The organism is Paracoccus tibetensis (assembly GCF_900102505.1).
GTDB lineage: Bacteria > Pseudomonadota > Alphaproteobacteria > Rhodobacterales > Rhodobacteraceae > Paracoccus > Paracoccus tibetensis.
The window spans coordinates 105,681-119,665 of record NZ_FMVT01000004.1 but is presented as its reverse complement, the minus strand read 5'-3'; the positions used below and the strand labels follow the sequence as shown (position 1 = coordinate 119,665).

The 13,985-nt window shown below is 70.7% G+C and carries 15 protein-coding genes; 11 read left to right on the top strand and 4 right to left on the bottom strand.

Annotated features, from left to right (window positions below):
• Window positions 1-17: 17 nt before the first annotated feature.
• On the bottom strand, window positions 18-1,730 hold the full coding sequence (locus tag BLP73_RS06830; RefSeq protein WP_281179921.1) for a D-alanyl-D-alanine carboxypeptidase family protein: 1,713 nt from the start codon (window positions 1,728-1,730) through the stop codon (window positions 18-20).
• A 288-nt stretch (window positions 1,731-2,018) separates the two neighbouring features.
• Between BLP73_RS06830 and clpS the strand changes: the two genes are divergently transcribed.
• The 3 genes from clpS to BLP73_RS06815 are packed head-to-tail and all read left to right on the top strand — an operon-like array spanning window position 2,019 to window position 4,168.
• Window positions 2,019-2,336 (top strand): ATP-dependent Clp protease adapter ClpS, encoded by a 318-nt coding sequence (clpS, locus tag BLP73_RS06825; protein ID WP_090742109.1) that lies wholly within the window; start codon window positions 2,019-2,021, stop codon window positions 2,334-2,336.
• A 3-nt stretch (window positions 2,337-2,339) separates the two neighbouring features.
• The gene (locus tag BLP73_RS06820) at window positions 2,340-3,368 is read left to right on the top strand and encodes a class I SAM-dependent methyltransferase (protein WP_245686577.1); all 1,029 of its coding nucleotides are present in this window, start codon (window positions 2,340-2,342) and stop codon (window positions 3,366-3,368) included.
• A complete protein-coding gene (locus BLP73_RS06815) occupies window positions 3,365-4,168 on the top strand; it encodes an SDR family NAD(P)-dependent oxidoreductase (RefSeq protein WP_090741680.1) in 804 nt (267 codons plus the stop codon). The genes BLP73_RS06820 and BLP73_RS06815 overlap by 4 nt, the downstream gene beginning before the upstream one ends.
• Here BLP73_RS06815 and BLP73_RS06810 read toward each other — a convergent pair.
• Window positions 4,165-4,581, bottom strand: a complete 417-nt coding sequence (locus tag BLP73_RS06810; protein ID WP_090741678.1) for a hypothetical protein — start codon at window positions 4,579-4,581, stop codon at window positions 4,165-4,167. The genes BLP73_RS06815 and BLP73_RS06810 overlap by 4 nt on opposite strands.
• A 75-nt stretch (window positions 4,582-4,656) precedes the next feature.
• Here BLP73_RS06810 and hemF point away from each other — a divergent pair, with 75 nt between their 5' ends.
• Window positions 4,657-5,511, top strand: coding sequence for an oxygen-dependent coproporphyrinogen oxidase (gene hemF, locus BLP73_RS06805; RefSeq protein WP_090741676.1), 855 nt, complete (start codon window positions 4,657-4,659; stop codon window positions 5,509-5,511).
• Between the two features lie 5 nt (window positions 5,512-5,516).
• Here the strand turns inward: hemF and BLP73_RS06800 are convergent, their stop codons facing one another.
• A complete protein-coding gene (locus BLP73_RS06800) occupies window positions 5,517-6,557 on the bottom strand; it encodes a helix-turn-helix transcriptional regulator (RefSeq protein WP_090741673.1) in 1,041 nt (346 codons plus the stop codon).
• Between the two features lie 95 nt (window positions 6,558-6,652).
• On the bottom strand, window positions 6,653-7,549 hold the full coding sequence (miaA, locus tag BLP73_RS06795) for a tRNA (adenosine(37)-N6)-dimethylallyltransferase MiaA (RefSeq protein ID WP_090741671.1): 897 nt from the start codon (window positions 7,547-7,549) through the stop codon (window positions 6,653-6,655).
• 106 nt (window positions 7,550-7,655) lie between these two features.
• Here miaA and pyrH point away from each other — a divergent pair, with 106 nt between their 5' ends.
• The 7 genes from pyrH to rseP all read left to right on the top strand — a co-directional run bounded on the left by pyrH (window position 7,656) and on the right by rseP (window position 13,931).
• A complete protein-coding gene (gene pyrH / locus BLP73_RS06790; protein WP_090741669.1) occupies window positions 7,656-8,381 on the top strand; it encodes a UMP kinase in 726 nt (241 codons plus the stop codon).
• Window positions 8,382-8,389: 8 nt separating this feature from the next.
• A complete protein-coding gene (locus tag BLP73_RS06785) occupies window positions 8,390-9,208 on the top strand; it encodes an ion transporter (protein WP_090741667.1) in 819 nt (272 codons plus the stop codon).
• Window positions 9,209-9,293: 85 nt separating this feature from the next.
• Window positions 9,294-9,857: a ribosome recycling factor gene (frr, locus tag BLP73_RS06780; protein WP_090741665.1), complete on the top strand. Its 564-nt coding sequence runs from the start codon at window positions 9,294-9,296 to the stop codon at window positions 9,855-9,857.
• Between the two features lie 6 nt (window positions 9,858-9,863).
• Complete coding sequence (gene uppS, locus BLP73_RS06775) at window positions 9,864-10,601, top strand: polyprenyl diphosphate synthase (RefSeq protein WP_090741663.1); 738 nt, start codon at window positions 9,864-9,866, stop codon at window positions 10,599-10,601.
• Entirely contained in the window at window positions 10,598-11,446 is an 849-nt protein-coding gene (locus BLP73_RS06770; protein WP_090741661.1) for a phosphatidate cytidylyltransferase, read from the top strand. Before uppS ends, BLP73_RS06770 begins: the two co-directional genes overlap by 4 nt.
• A complete protein-coding gene (gene dxr / locus BLP73_RS06765; protein WP_090741660.1) occupies window positions 11,446-12,603 on the top strand; it encodes a 1-deoxy-D-xylulose-5-phosphate reductoisomerase in 1,158 nt (385 codons plus the stop codon). The genes BLP73_RS06770 and dxr overlap by 1 nt, the downstream gene beginning before the upstream one ends.
• Window positions 12,600-13,931 (top strand): RIP metalloprotease RseP, encoded by a 1,332-nt coding sequence (rseP, locus tag BLP73_RS06760; RefSeq protein WP_090741658.1) that lies wholly within the window; start codon window positions 12,600-12,602, stop codon window positions 13,929-13,931. The genes dxr and rseP overlap by 4 nt, the downstream gene beginning before the upstream one ends.
• Window positions 13,932-13,985 lie beyond the last annotated feature (54 nt).

Sequence of the window (13,985 nt, the reverse complement as noted above, 5' to 3'; positions counted from 1 at the left end):
GCGGATGTCTCAGTCCGTCAGCGGCCGATGACGCTGCACTCGCGCGAGCGGCTGCGCAGGCGCTCGCAGGCAAGCTCCGCCTGGCCCTTGTTCAGGTTCACGAACTGGGCGTTGAAGCCGCGACGCGTGTCGGCGACGTGTCGGCGTGCGTTGCCGAGGATCGCGCCGTCCTGCAGCGCCATGCTCAGCAGTTCGCGCTCGGCCTGGCTCTGCGAAGGGTAGATGCCGACCGAGACGCCGAAGCTGCGGCCACTGTCGGCCGGGCGGCTGACGATCTCCAGCGCCTCCGGGTTGCCCAGATCGCCCTCGCCCATCGCGGCAAGGATGACGGTCTCGGAGCGCGGACGGGGCGCGGGCGAGCTGAGCAGGCCGAGGCCGGCCTCGCTGGCGGCGGCAGGCGCGGCGACCGGGGCCTCCGCCGGCGCGGCATCGGCAACGACGGCAGCCGTGCTGGCGGCGCTGGCCGTGCTGCGGCGGGGCGAGGGGCGCGGCCGCGACGAGGCGGCCAGGACAGGGGCGGCGAGGCTTGCGGTCACGGCGGTCTCGGCCTCGGCGGCGGGGGCTGCGGCCACTGCCGTCGGCGCCGCGCTGCCCGGGCGCAGGCGCGGACGCTGACTGGAGGCGAGGGCCAGCGCGCCCTTGGGCGCTGCCGGGGCCTCGGGGACCGCGCCGGCCTGGCGCAGCGCCTCGGTCAGGTCGGGGACAGGGGCCGCGGGAATGGCGGGGGCGGCGACGGCGACGAGACTCGCGGCCTCGGCCGGCCGAGCCTGCGGGGCCGGCGAGGCGGCCAGGACCATGCGCTGCGGCTCGGGCTGCGTCGCGGCGGGGCTGGCGGCGACCTGCGCGCGGCGGGTCGTCGTCTGCACCAGCATCCGCGGGCGCTGCGGCCGCACCTCGCGCACGCGGTCGGCGATGCGGGGGAAGCTGGCGTCCAGCAGCCCGGCCATGACCTGATTGCGGTGGGCGGTCGAGGTGCCGCCGAAGACGGTCGCGATCAGGCGCTTGTTGCCGCGCTGTGCCGAGGCGGTCAGGTTGAAGCCCGCCGCCCGCGTGTAGCCGGTCTTGATCCCGTCCGCGCCGGCGTAATCATCGAGGAAGCGCCGGTTGGTCGAGGCGACCTGCGCCACGCCCGCATCCGCCGAGCGGCGCGAGAACAGGTTGTAGTATTGCGGGAAGTCGTAGAAGAGGTGGCGCCCCAGCACGCTCATGTCATGGGCGGTCGAGTAGTGCCCCTCGCGCGTCAGGCCATGCGCGTTGCGGAACTGCGAGTTGTTCATCCCCAGGGCGCGGGCCATCTGCGTCATCTGCTGGGTGAACGCCTCCTCGGAGCCTGCCAGCCCCTCGCCGATGGCGGTGGCCGCGTCGTTCGCCGACTTGATCGCGGCGGCGCGGATGAGATAGCGCAGCTCGATCTGCTGGCCGGCGCGCAGCCCCAGCTTCGAGGGCGGCTCGTTCGCCGCCTTGCTGGAGATGGTGAAGCGCGAATCGAGCCGGACCTGCCCCCGCTCGATGGCCGTGAAGGCCATGTAGAGCGTCATCATCTTGGTCAGCGAGGCCGGGTGCAGCCGCGTGTCCGAGTTCTGCCGGTAGACGGGCTGGCCGGTGCGCGCGTCCATGACATAGGCCGCGAAGGGCGCGGCGGCGGCGGGCTGCGCGATGGCGCCGGCAAGAAGCGGCACGGTCACCACCGCAAGCGCCCACAGCCGAAATGCGGAAAGGAATCGGGTCACTGTCACTGTCTCTCTGCCTCTGGCAGGCGTGTCGTTTGTTGCACGCCAATCATTATCAAAATGACAATAGCATGGGGCAAAACCGCAATAAACCTTGGATTGAAGATATTTTGCGACGGCATCCCGCACGCTGCCCCTGCCTTGGGTGGCGGCGCGGGAACCGGCGCGGGGGCGGGGGGCTTTCATCCGGGCAGGTTTCGACTATATTCCGCTGGATGCAGGCGGTGCCGGGGCGCGGCTCCGCCCGCGGATGGCCTCAGGAACGACCTTACCCCGATGACGCACTGGATGACCGACAGCACGCCGCCTGACGACCAGTCCGATCTGGCCGTCAAGCCCCGCAGCCGCACGCAACGCCCGCCAATGTACAAGGTGCTGCTGCTGAACGACGACTTCACGCCGATGGAGTTCGTGGTCCATGTCCTCGAGCGGCTGTTCCACATGACCCATGCGCAGGCGATCGAGATCATGCTGACCGTCCATCGCAAGGGCGTCGCGGTGGTCGGCGTCTTCTCGCACGAAGTCGCCGAGACGAAGGTGGCGCAGGTCATGGAATTGGCCCGCCGTCAGCAGCACCCGCTGCAATGCACCATGGAAAAAGAGTAGCAGTTGACGCAATCCCGACTTCACCTGGCCTTCCCGGACGGCCATCCCGGAGGCCGGGTGCTGGTCATCGGCGCCGGCGGCAGCGACGATCTTTCGCCGCTTGACCCGACACTCACCCTGATCCGCCAAGGCAACTTCCCCGACCACCAGGCCCTCGCCGCCCGCGGCTACGACGTCGCGCCCGAGGTCGAGGGCGCGTTCGATCTGGCGATCGTCCGGCTGCCGCGGTCCAAGGCCGCGGCGCGGGCGGCGGTTGCGGATGCGGCGGCGCGGCTTCCGGCAGGGGCTGCGCTGTGGATCGACGGGCAGAAGACCGACGGGGTCGACGCGCTGCTGCGCGAGCTGCGCCAGCTCGGTCCAGTCGACGAGGTCCACAGCAAGGCGCATGGCAAGATCTTCCGCCTTATCCTGCCGGCGGGCGACTGGCTGCCGGCCGACTGGCGCGAGACGCCGCTCGAGGCCGCGGCGGGTTTTGCGACCCTTCCCGGGGTCTTCTCGGCCGATGGCGTCGATCCCGGCTCGGCCGTCCTGGCGGCGCATCTGCCCGACAAGCTGCCGACGCGGATGGTCGATCTGGGCGCAGGCTGGGGCTGGCTGTCGGCGCAGGTCCTGGCGCGCCCCGGCGTGCAGCAGCTTGACCTCGTGGAGGCGGACCACGCCGCGCTGCAACTGGCGCGGCGCAACGTGACCGACCGCCGCGCGCGCTTCCACTGGGCCGACGCCCGCGACTTCCGCCTGCCCGAGCCGGTCAACGGCGTGGTGATGAACCCGCCCTTCCACGAGGGGCGGCAGGCCGACCCGCGGCTCGGACAGGCCTTCATCGCGACGGCGGCGCGGCTGCTGACGGGGGCGGGGCGGCTGTGGATGGTGGCGAACCGGCATCTGCCCTACGAGGCGGCGCTGGCGCAGCATTTCGCGCAGGTCACCGAGATCGGCGGCGACAACAGCTTCAAGATCATCGAGGCGACGGGCGCCCGCCGCGCCGGCGGCCAGCCTCAGGCCGCACCCGCGCGGCGCAGGAGATCCAGATGACACTGTCGATCCAGGGCCGGACGGCCATCGTGACCGGAGCCGCCCGCGGCGTGGGCCTCGCCATCGCGCGCCACTTCGTCGAGCGGGGCGCGCGGGTGATGCTGGCCGACGGGGACGAGGCCGCCTTGAACTCGGTCATCTCGGACTACCAGGACGTGCCCGACGCGCGGCGCTTCATCGGCAACATGTCCGAGAAGCTGGCCATGGCGAACCTGCTCTCGGCCACGCTGGACGCCTTCGACCGGGTGGACATCCTGGTGAACGCGCATCGCTTCGTGCGCAGCTCGGACCCGCTGGACACCGATATCGACGCCGTCGAGGAGATGCTGCGCCAGAACATGCTGGCCGGGCTGCGCCTGTCGCAGATCGTCGCCAAGCGGATGATCCGGCAGGCCGAGGACGACGGCGAGCAGGTGCAGGCCGGCGCCATCGTCAACGTCTCGACCCTGGCGGCGCGGCGGCCGGTGCCGTCGATGCTGGGCTACTCGATCGCCTGCGCTGCGCAAGAGCAGGCGACTCGGGGGCTGGCGCTGGCGCTGGCGCCGCACCGCATCCGCGTCAACGGCGTCAGCTTCAGCAGCGTCATGTCGCACGAGCTGCAATGCGCCCTGAAGGAGACCCCCGAAAAGCGCGGGCAGATCATCGCCGGCACGCCGCTTGGCCGCATCGCGGCGGCGGACGAGCTGGCCGAGACGGTGCAGTATCTGGTCAGCGAGGGCGCGCGCTTCGTGACCGGGCAGATCGTCACGGTCGATGGCGGGCGCAGCCTCGCCGACCCGGTGACGGCGCAGATCCTCTAGCTGGCCTCGGGATAGGCGGCGCGGCAGGCCTCGACCGCCTGCTGCGCGCCGGGGGCCAGCGCGGCGCGCCGGGCCACGAGGTTGTCGCGCTTGCGCGTCTCGGCCGCCGGATCGATCGGCACGCGGTAGCGCTCGCTGTCGGTGTAGTCTCGCCAGCAGCCATAGGTGCCGATCACCTGGTTGCCGTCGCGGTCGCGGCTGACATACTGGCACTGCGCGAAGCGCGAGCGCAGCACCTGCCGCTCGCGCCACTCGTAGCCGCGCGCGAGGTTGCCCTCGACCTCGGCCAGGAGCCGGCTGACCGTGCGGTATTCGCTGGTGTTGCGGCTGATGCACTGCTCCTGCGGGGTGCCGCAGGCGGCGAGGGCAAGCGGAAGGGCCGCGATCAGGGCCAGGGCGGTGTTGCGGGGCATGACGGGTCTCTTTACATCGATGCCACGAATGCTAGGCCCGGCCGCGAGCCTTGGCAAATCACGAAAGGTGCTGCGATGGACATGGAACGGCGCCAGGCTGCGGACTGGTTTCACGCGCTGCGCGACCGCATCGTCGCCGCCTTCGAGGCGCTGGAGGATCGCGGGCCCGGCACGACGGCGCCCGGCCGCTTCGAGGTGACGCCGACCACGCGCGCCGAGGATGGCGGCGGCGGCCTCATGTCGGTGATGCGCGGCGGGCGGGTCTTCGAGAAGGTCGGCGTGAACTGGTCCGAGGTACACGGCACCCTCGCCCCGCGCGCGCAGGCGGCGATGGCCGCGCGCGGCGTGCCGGGCATGGCCGAGGACCCGCGCTTCTGGGCCTCGGGGATCAGCCTCGTCGCGCATATGCAGAACCCCCACGCACCGGCCGTCCACATGAACACCCGCATGTTCTGGACGCCGGGCGCCTGGTGGTTCGGCGGCGGCGCCGACCTGAACCCCTGCATCGAATATGCCGAGGACACCGCCCATTTCCACGGAACGCTGCGCGATGCCTGCACGGCGCACGGAGCCGACTACTACGACCGTTTCAAGGCCTGGGCGGACGAGTATTTCTTCATCCCGCATCGGGGGCGGGCCCGCGGCGTCGGCGGCATCTTCTACGACGACCTCAACACCGGCAGTTGGGCCGCGGACTTCGCCTTTACCCGCGCGGTGGGCGAGGCGTTCCTGCCGGCCTTCCTGCCGCTGGCGGAGCAGCGGATGGCGACGCCCTTTGACGCGGGGGACCGCGACCGGCAGCTGGTCCATCGCGGGCTCTATGCCGAATACAACCTCGTCTATGACCGCGGCACGAAGTTCGGGCTCGAGACGGGCCACAATGCCGACGCGGTGCTGATGAGCCTGCCGCCGCTGGCCCGCTGGCCCTGACGCGCTCAGCCGCGCTGCGCGCGGAAGACGTCGGGCGTGCGGCCCGTGGCCGCGACGAAGGCGCGGGCGAAATGCGCCTGGCTGCTGTAGCCCAGCTCCTGCGCGATGCGCGCGCTCGGCGCGTCGCTGTGGCGCAGCATCTCGGCCGCCCGCTCGAGCCGCAGCTCGTTGACCAGATCCACCGCCCGCCGCCCACGTGCGCTGCGGCAGGCGCGGTCAAGGGCGGTCAGCGTCGTGCCGAGATCCTGCGCGAGGTCGGCTAGCGTCCGGCAGGTCGACAGGTCCTGCACGGCAAGGCCGAGGAACCGGTCGACCAGGGGCAGATCGGGCGGCAGCGCCGGATCGTCCTCGGCCGCACGCTCTGGCGCGAGCCGGCCGAGGCGCAGCGAGAGCATGTTCAGAAGGCAGAGCAGGGCCTTGGGATCGGTGGCGCGCGCGGCCTCCTCCGCCAGTTCGGAGAGGTTCAGGGCCAGCGCCTCGGACTGCGCCCCGGCGGCGCCCGCGAACTGGCTGGCGGGCAGCGGCGGCTCCAGCCCCGCGGTCATCTCGGGCGAGAGGAGTAGGGCGTGGCCCTCGGTCCCGGCTTGGGGCAGCGCGGCGAAGGCGGTGCCGGCCGGGATGTAGCGGATGTCGCCCGCCGACATGAGGATCGCCTGCCGCGGCAGGTCCAGCCGAAGCCGGCCGGCGGTCACCCAGACCAGCACATGGTCGGGGCGGGTGCGCGGCTGCGGCGGGGTGCTGCGGCTGCCCCAGCAGAACGAACCGAGCGGCAGAAGCCGCAGGCTGGCCCGGCGCGGAGCGAAACGGCGCGAGGGCGGCGTGCCCCGCAGCCGCAGCGCCTCCGGCAGGGCCTGGGCCGCGCGGGCGGGCGCATCCTCGGTTACCGCAGGACGGGGAGGCAGCGCGAGCGGGGCGCCGTCGTCGAGGATGTCGGCACGGGTGATCCGGGCGCGGCCAGGCGCGGCGACGCCCCGCCCGACCTCGCGCAGCCGCGAAGGCGAGAAGGGAAAGCCCTTGGTCCAATCCGTCCGTCCAAACATCGACATGGCGAGGCGCCCCGGTCCATCATTACAACCACCATAGGCGGATAATCGCCCACTCTGGTTAAAACACAATGAATCGTTGCAAGTTCCCGCACGAATCAGGCGGGTGCGTGCGGACTGTCTCCGGCCGGCCACGTTTCCCAATCGCGCATCCGGCCGCGGAACCAGATCCTCTGGGCCTTGGCGTATTGCCGGGTGGAGATCGTCGCCGCCTCGCAGGCGGCCGCGAGGTCCATCCGCCCGTCCAGATGCGCGACCAGCTCGGGCGCCCCGATCGCCCGCGCCCATTGGCGCGCAGGGTCCCAGAGAGGCAGCATCGCCCGCACCTCCTCCAGCGCGCCACCCTGCAGCATCGTCTCGAAGCGGCGGGCGATGCGGCGGGCGAGCCAGGCGGGGTCGGCCTGAAGAACCAGCCGCTGGCTGTGCGCCTCCGGCATCAGGGGCGGCGGCATCTCGGCCTGCCAGTCCCGCAGCCCGCGCCCAGTGGCCCGCAGCACCTCCCATGCCCGCTGCACGCGGGCTGGGTTGCGCAGGTCGATCCCCGCCGCCGTCGCCGCGTCGAGGCCCGCGATCATGCGCGCAAGGCCCCGGTCGCTGCGCAGGAGCGCGTCGCCCTCGGCGCGGATCTCGTCGAGGACCGGCGGGATCTCGGCCAGGCCGCGGGTCAGCGCCGTCAGGTAGAGCCCCGTGCCGCCGACGACGATCAGCCGCCCGCGCCCCATCAGCCCGGCCACCTCGCGCAGCCACGCGCCGACCGAATAGCCCTGGTCCGGCGCCACATGTCCATACAGCGCATGGGGCGCGAGCGCCTCCTCGGCCGCCGAGGGGCGGGCGGTCAGGACGCGCCAGCAGGACCAGACCTGAAGCGCATCCGCGTTCACGATCGTGCCGCCCTGCGCCCGCGCGACGGCCAGCGCCAGCGCCGACTTCCCGCTGGCGGTCGGTCCCGCGATCAGCAGGTGGCGGTCCGGGTCGATCTGGCTAAGCTCTAGCATTCTCACGAGGCGCTTCGGCCGGCGATCCGGCGGTTGATACTGGCGGCCTTTTGCGACATCTAACGCGGCGATGAAAGCGATGCCTCACATCCCAGGAGCCTGATCCATGACAACCGAGCCCTCCCGCCATTATGGCCGCGTGATGCTGAAGATCTCGGGCGAGGCGCTCATGGGCGACCAGGGCTACGGGCTGCACCCGCCCACCGTCAGCCGCATCGCGGACGAGGTCGAATCGGTTCAGCAGATGGGCGTCGAGGTCTGCATGGTCATCGGCGGCGGCAACATCTTCCGCGGCCTGCAGGGCAGCGCGCAGGGAATGGAGCGGACGACGGCCGACTACATGGGGATGCTGGCGACCGTGATGAACGCGCTGGCGATGCAGTCCGCGCTGGAAGCCAAGGGCCTGCACTGCCGCGTCATCAGCGCCATCCGCATGGACGAGGTCTGCGAGCCCTATATCCGCCGCCGCGCGATCCGGCATCTGGAAAAAAAGCGCATCGTCATCTTCGCGGCCGGCACGGGCAATCCCTACTTCACCACCGACACGGCGGCGACACTGCGCGCCTCGGAGATGAACTGCGAGGCGATCTTCAAGGGGACGAAGGTGGACGGCGTCTACGACAAGGACCCAATCAAGCACCCGGACGCGAAACGCTACGGCGATGTCAGCTACGACGAGGTGCTGCAGAAGCACCTCGGTGTCATGGACGCCTCGGCGATCGCGCTGGCCCGCGACAACCGCCTGCCGATCATCGTCTTCTCGCTGGACGCGCCGGGCGGCTTCCGCAGCATCCTCGAAGGGCGCGGCACCTACACGCGCGTGCAGAACTGACGCCAGCCATGTCCCTGCGCGCGCGCATCGACAGCCTGGTCCACAGCCGGAGGGCGCAGGTATTCATCACCGGCGTCATCCTCTTCAACGCCTTCATCCTGGGGCTGGAGACCTCGCGCACCGTCATGGCGGTGGCCGGGCCTCTGATCCTGGCGCTGGACCGGCTGTGCCTGACGATCTTCGTCATCGAGATCGGAATGAAGCTCTTCGCCCGCCGCCTGCGCTTCTTCGCGGACGGCTGGAACGTCTTCGACTTCGTGATCGTCGCCATCGCGCTGATGCCGGCGACGCAGGGGCTCTCGGTGCTGCGGGCGCTGCGGATCCTGCGGCTCCTGCGCATCGTCTCGGTCACCCCGCGCCTGCGCCGGGTGGTCGAGGGCTTCCTGGCCGCGCTGCCGGGCATGGCCTCGGTCTTCCTCTTGATGGGGATCATCTTCTACATCTTCGCGGTCATGGCGACCAAGCTCTTCGCGGCGAGCTTTCCCGACTGGTTCGGCACGCTCGGCGGCTCGGCCTATTCGCTCTTCCAGATCATGACGCTGGAGAGCTGGTCGATGGGCATCGTCCGCCCGGTGATGGAGGTCTACCCGCAGGCCTGGCTGTTCTTCGTCCCCTTCATCCTGGTCACCACCTTCGCGGTGATGAACCTCGTGGTCGGTCTCATCGTGAACTCGATGCAGGAGGCCCATTCCGAGGAATCGAACGTCGCGACCGAGGCCTATCGGGACGAGGTCCTGGCGCGGCTGATCGCCATCGAGAAGCGGCTGGCCGAGGGCGCCGGGGGCGGCGGGACTGCGGCGGACGAGAGCGACCGCCGGGCGGGCTGAGGGCCGATACGCGCCGGGCAAAGGCTTTGCCAATCCCCGGCGATACAGCTACAAGCAGAAAAAATTGAAATCGAGGCGGACTGGCATGGCAGAGGACATCGAAATCGACATCGACGATCTGGAGCGGCGGATGAAGGGCGCGATGGAGGCGCTTCGGACCGAGTTCGCCAGCCTGCGGACCGGGCGCGCCTCGGCCAGCATGGTCGAGCCGGTGCAGGTCGAGGCCTATGGCCAGATGACTCCGATCAACCAGCTGGGCACGGTGAACGTCCCCGAGCCGCGGATGGTCACGATCAATGTCTGGGACAAGGGCATGGTGAACAAGGTCGAGAAGGCGATCCGCGAAAGCGGCCTTGGCATCAACCCGCAGACCAACGGCACCATCATCATGCTGCCGATCCCCGAGCTGAACGAGGAACGCCGCCGCGAGCTGACCAAGGTCGCCGCGCAATATGCCGAACATGCCCGCGTGGCCGTGCGCAACGTGCGCCGCGACGGCATGGACCAGGTCAAGAAGGGCAAGTCGAACGGCATGCCCGAGGATGACCAGAAATTTTGGGAAACCGAGATCCAGGCCCTGACCGACAAGATGATCGGTGCCGTGGACGAGGCGCTGACGGCCAAGCAGGCCGAGATCATGCAGGTCTGATCCATCATGGCATCCGCGTTCAGCGCAGCGGCAGCGGCCGCACCAGCGGGCGGGCAGAAGCCGCGTCACGTCGCCATCATCATGGACGGCAATGGCCGTTGGGCGAGTGAGCGGGGCTGGCCAAGGCTGGTCGGCCACCGCCGCGGCGCCGAGCGCGTCAAGCAGATCGTCCGCGCCTGCCCCGATCTGGGGGTGGACTGGCTGACCATCTACGCCTTCTCGACCGAGAACTGGAAGCGCTCGACCGAGGAGGTCCTCGGGCTGATGAAGATCTTCCGCCGCTACATCGAGCGCGAGGCCGAGGGCATGTCGGCCGAGGGGGTGCGGATGCGCTTCATCGGCGGGCGCGAGCGCCTGGACCGGAAGCTTCAGGACCTTATGGCCTCGATCGAGGCGCGGACGGCGGGGAACACGCGCCTGAACCTGACCGTGGCGATCAACTACGGCGGCCGGGACGAGCTGGCCCGCGCGGCCAGCCGCATGGCCGACAAGCTGGCGCGGGGCGAGATCTCCACCACCTGCGAGGCCGAGTTCGAGGCCTGCCTCGACACGGCCGGCCATCCCGACCCGGACCTCGTGATCCGCACCTCGGGCGAGACGCGGGTCTCGAACTTCCTGCCCTGGCAGGCCGCCTATTCGGAATACGAGTTCACGCCGACGCTCTGGCCGGACTTCACGCCCGAGCATCTCGGCGCGGTCCTCGACCGCTTCGGGATGCGCCAGCGTCGCTTCGGGGGCGTATGAGGCCGGGGGCGCCGCGCAGGGCCGCGCCCGCGCCTGCGGGCAAGTGGGCGGACCTGTCGCGGCGCGTCGCCTCGACGCTGGTGCTGCTGGGGATCGGCGTCCTTCTGGCCGTGGCGCAGGGCGAGTGGCTGCGGCTCGGCATGGCGGTGATCTCGGCCATCACCTTCTGGGAACTGGCGGCGATGACGGGCTGGAAGCGGCCCGCGCGCCATGTCACCATCTTCGGGCGCAGCCGCCCGGTGGCGCTGGCGATGATCGCGGGCGTTGCGCAGGCCGTCGCGCTGACGGGCGCCCATCCGCTGATCTGGCTGGTGCTGCTGGCCCCGCTGATCCTGGGCCTGCCCGGCGCGGCCCGGAAGGACCGCCTGACCTATGTCCTCTTCGGCGCCGCGATCCTGCTGGTCGCCTACGGCCTCGTCGATTTTCGCGAGGCCTTCGGACTGCCCTTCGTGCTGTGGCTGATGGGCATCGTCATCATTTCGGACAGTCTTGGCTACTTCGCCGGCCGGATGCTGGGCGGGCCCAAGTTCTGGCCGGCCGTCAGCCCCAAGAAGACCTGGTCGGGCACGGTGGCCGGCTGGATCGGCAGCGCGCTTCTGGGCCTTGCGATCTGGGCCAGCGGCCATGGCAGCGTCGCGCTGATCTGGGTCTCGCCGCTGGTCTGCTTCGCGGGCCAGATGGGGGACATCGCCGAAAGCTGGCTGAAGCGCCGGGCGGGGGTCAAGGACAGCTCGAACCTCATCCCCGGCCATGGCGGCTTCATGGATCGATTTGACGCAGTGACGGGCGCGGTTCTGGCCACCATGCTCATCGGCCTCGTGACCAGCCTTCCCGCGGTGAACTGATGAGACGCATCTCGATCCTCGGCGCCACCGGATCGGTGGGCGCGAACGGCGTCGATCTGATCCGCCGGGCCGGAGGCGCTTCCGCCTACCGCGTCACCGCGCTGACCGGAGGCCGCAACATCGCCCGCCTGGCCGAGATGGCGCGCGAGCTGCGGGCCGAGGTGGCGGTGACCGCGCATGACGAGCTGCTGGACGAGCTGCGCCAAGCCCTGGCCGGCAGCGGGGTCGAGGCGGCCGCCGGGTCGAACGCCCTGGCCGAGGCCGCGGCGCGTCCCGCCGACTGGACGCTCTCGGCCATTGTCGGTGCGGCGGGCCTTGCGCCGGGCCTTGCCGCGATGGCGCAGGGGGGCGTTCTGGCGCTGGCGAACAAGGAGTCGCTCGTCTGCGCCGGGGCGCTGCTGCGCGGGGCGCGGCAGGCGGGCGGGGCGACGATCCTGCCGGTGGACAGCGAGCATTCCGCCATCTTTCAGGCGCTTGGCCAGGATGATCTCGACAGCGTCAAGGATGTCACCATCACCGCCTCGGGCGGCGCCTTCCGCGACTGGCCGCTCGAGCGGCTGGCGGCGGCGACGGTCGCCGAGGCCTCGACCCATCCCAACTGGGCGATGGGGCAGCGGATCACCATCGACAGTGCCTCGATGTTCAACAAGGCGATGGAAGTCATCGAGGCCAAAGAGTTTTTCAGTCTCTCCTCAGACAGGATTAAGGTCCTGGTCCATCCCGAATCCATCATCCACGCGATGGTGACCCACCATGACGGCGGCACGATCGCGCATCTGGGCGCGCCGGACATGCGCCACGCCATCGGCTATGCGCTGAACTGGCCGGTGCGCGCGCCGCTGCCGGTCGCGGCGCTGGACCTGGCGGCGATCGGCAGCCTGACCTTCCGCGCCCCCGACGAACGGCGCTGGCCCGCCCTGCGCCTTGCGCGCGAGGTGATGGCCGCGGGCGGGGCGGCCGGCGCGGTCTTCAACGCCGCAAAGGAGCAGGCGCTGGACGACTTCATCGCCAGCCGCATCCGCTTCACCGACATGGCGCCCCGCGTCGAGGCCGTTCTGAGCGCCCTTGCGGCCGAGCCCGGCTTCGGCCGCGACCCGGACAGCCTCGACGCCGTGATGGACTGGGACGCCCTCGCCCGCAGAAAGGCCGCCGCATGACCGATCTTCTCCTTGGCACGGGCAGCACGCTCTGGACGCTGGCCTCCTTCATCCTGGCGCTGGCGGTCATCGTCACCGTCCACGAATACGGCCATTACATCGTCGGCCGCTGGTCCGGCATCCGGGCCGAGGTTTTCAGCGTCGGTTTCGGCCCGCGCCTTGCCTCGCGCCTCGACCGGCGCGGCACGCAGTGGCAGGTGGCCGCCATTCCACTTGGCGGCTACGTCAAGTTCCTCGGCGACGAGAACGCGGCCAGCGCCGGACCGGGACGGCAAGTCGATCCCGCGCTGCGGCGGCAGACGCTGCAGGGCGCGCCGCTCTGGGCGCGCTTCGCGACGCTGCTGGCGGGTCCGGTCTTCAACTTCATCCTGTCGATCCTGATCTTCGGCGGCTTCGCCATCGTCCAGGGCGTCGCCCAGCCCGAGGTGCGGGTCGGCAGCATCTCGGACGCCCCGCCGGGCGTGACCAACCAGCTCCAGCCGGGGGACCGGGTGCTGGCGGTCGGCGGCCAAGCGGTGGAAAGCTGGGGCGATCTGGGCCGCGCGGCCGAGACGCTGCCCATCGCCCCGGTGCAGGACTGGACGGTCGAGCGGGGCGGCCAGCGCCTGACGGTGCAGGGCCCTGACCCGATGCCCGCCCGCGTCACGGGCGTCGCCCCGCGCAGCGCGGCGGCCTCGGCCGGGCTGCGGGCCGGCGACGTGATCCTTGCCATCGATGAGGCACCCGTCGCCCGCTTTGGCGAGCTGCGCGCCGCGGTCGAGGCGGCCGAAGGCGCACCCTTGGACCTGACGATCTGGCGCCCCGGCGCGGGTGAGCGGCAGGTGACGCTGACGCCGCGTCTGTCGGACCTGCCCGCTCAGGGCGGCGGCTTCGAGCAGCGCTGGCTCATCGGCATCACCGGCGGCGAGAGCTACTTCACGCCCCAGACCCGCCGGGCAGGCCCGCTGGAGGCGCTCGGGATGGGCGCGGCGCAGACCTGGAACATCATCTGGTCCTCGCTGACCGGGCTCTGGGCGATGATCTCGGGGCAGATCGGCACCTGCAACCTCGGCGGGGCGATCAGCATCGCGGAAAGCACGGGGCAGGCGGCCAGCGCAGGGGGCGCGAACTTCCTGTGGTGGATCGCGGTCCTGTCGGCGGCCATCGGTTTTCTGAACCTGCTGCCGATCCCGGTCCTCGATGGCGGACACCTGATGTTCTACAGCTACGAGGCGATCACGGGCCGGCCTCCCTCGGACCGGGCGCTGAACATCCTGACCTCGATCGGGCTGGCGGCGGTTCTGTCGCTGATGGTCTTCGGCCTCACCAACGACCTTTTCTGCCCTTAAAGCGCAGGGGGCTTTTGACAGGGCGGCCCTTCTGGCGCTAGAGAAACAGAAAAA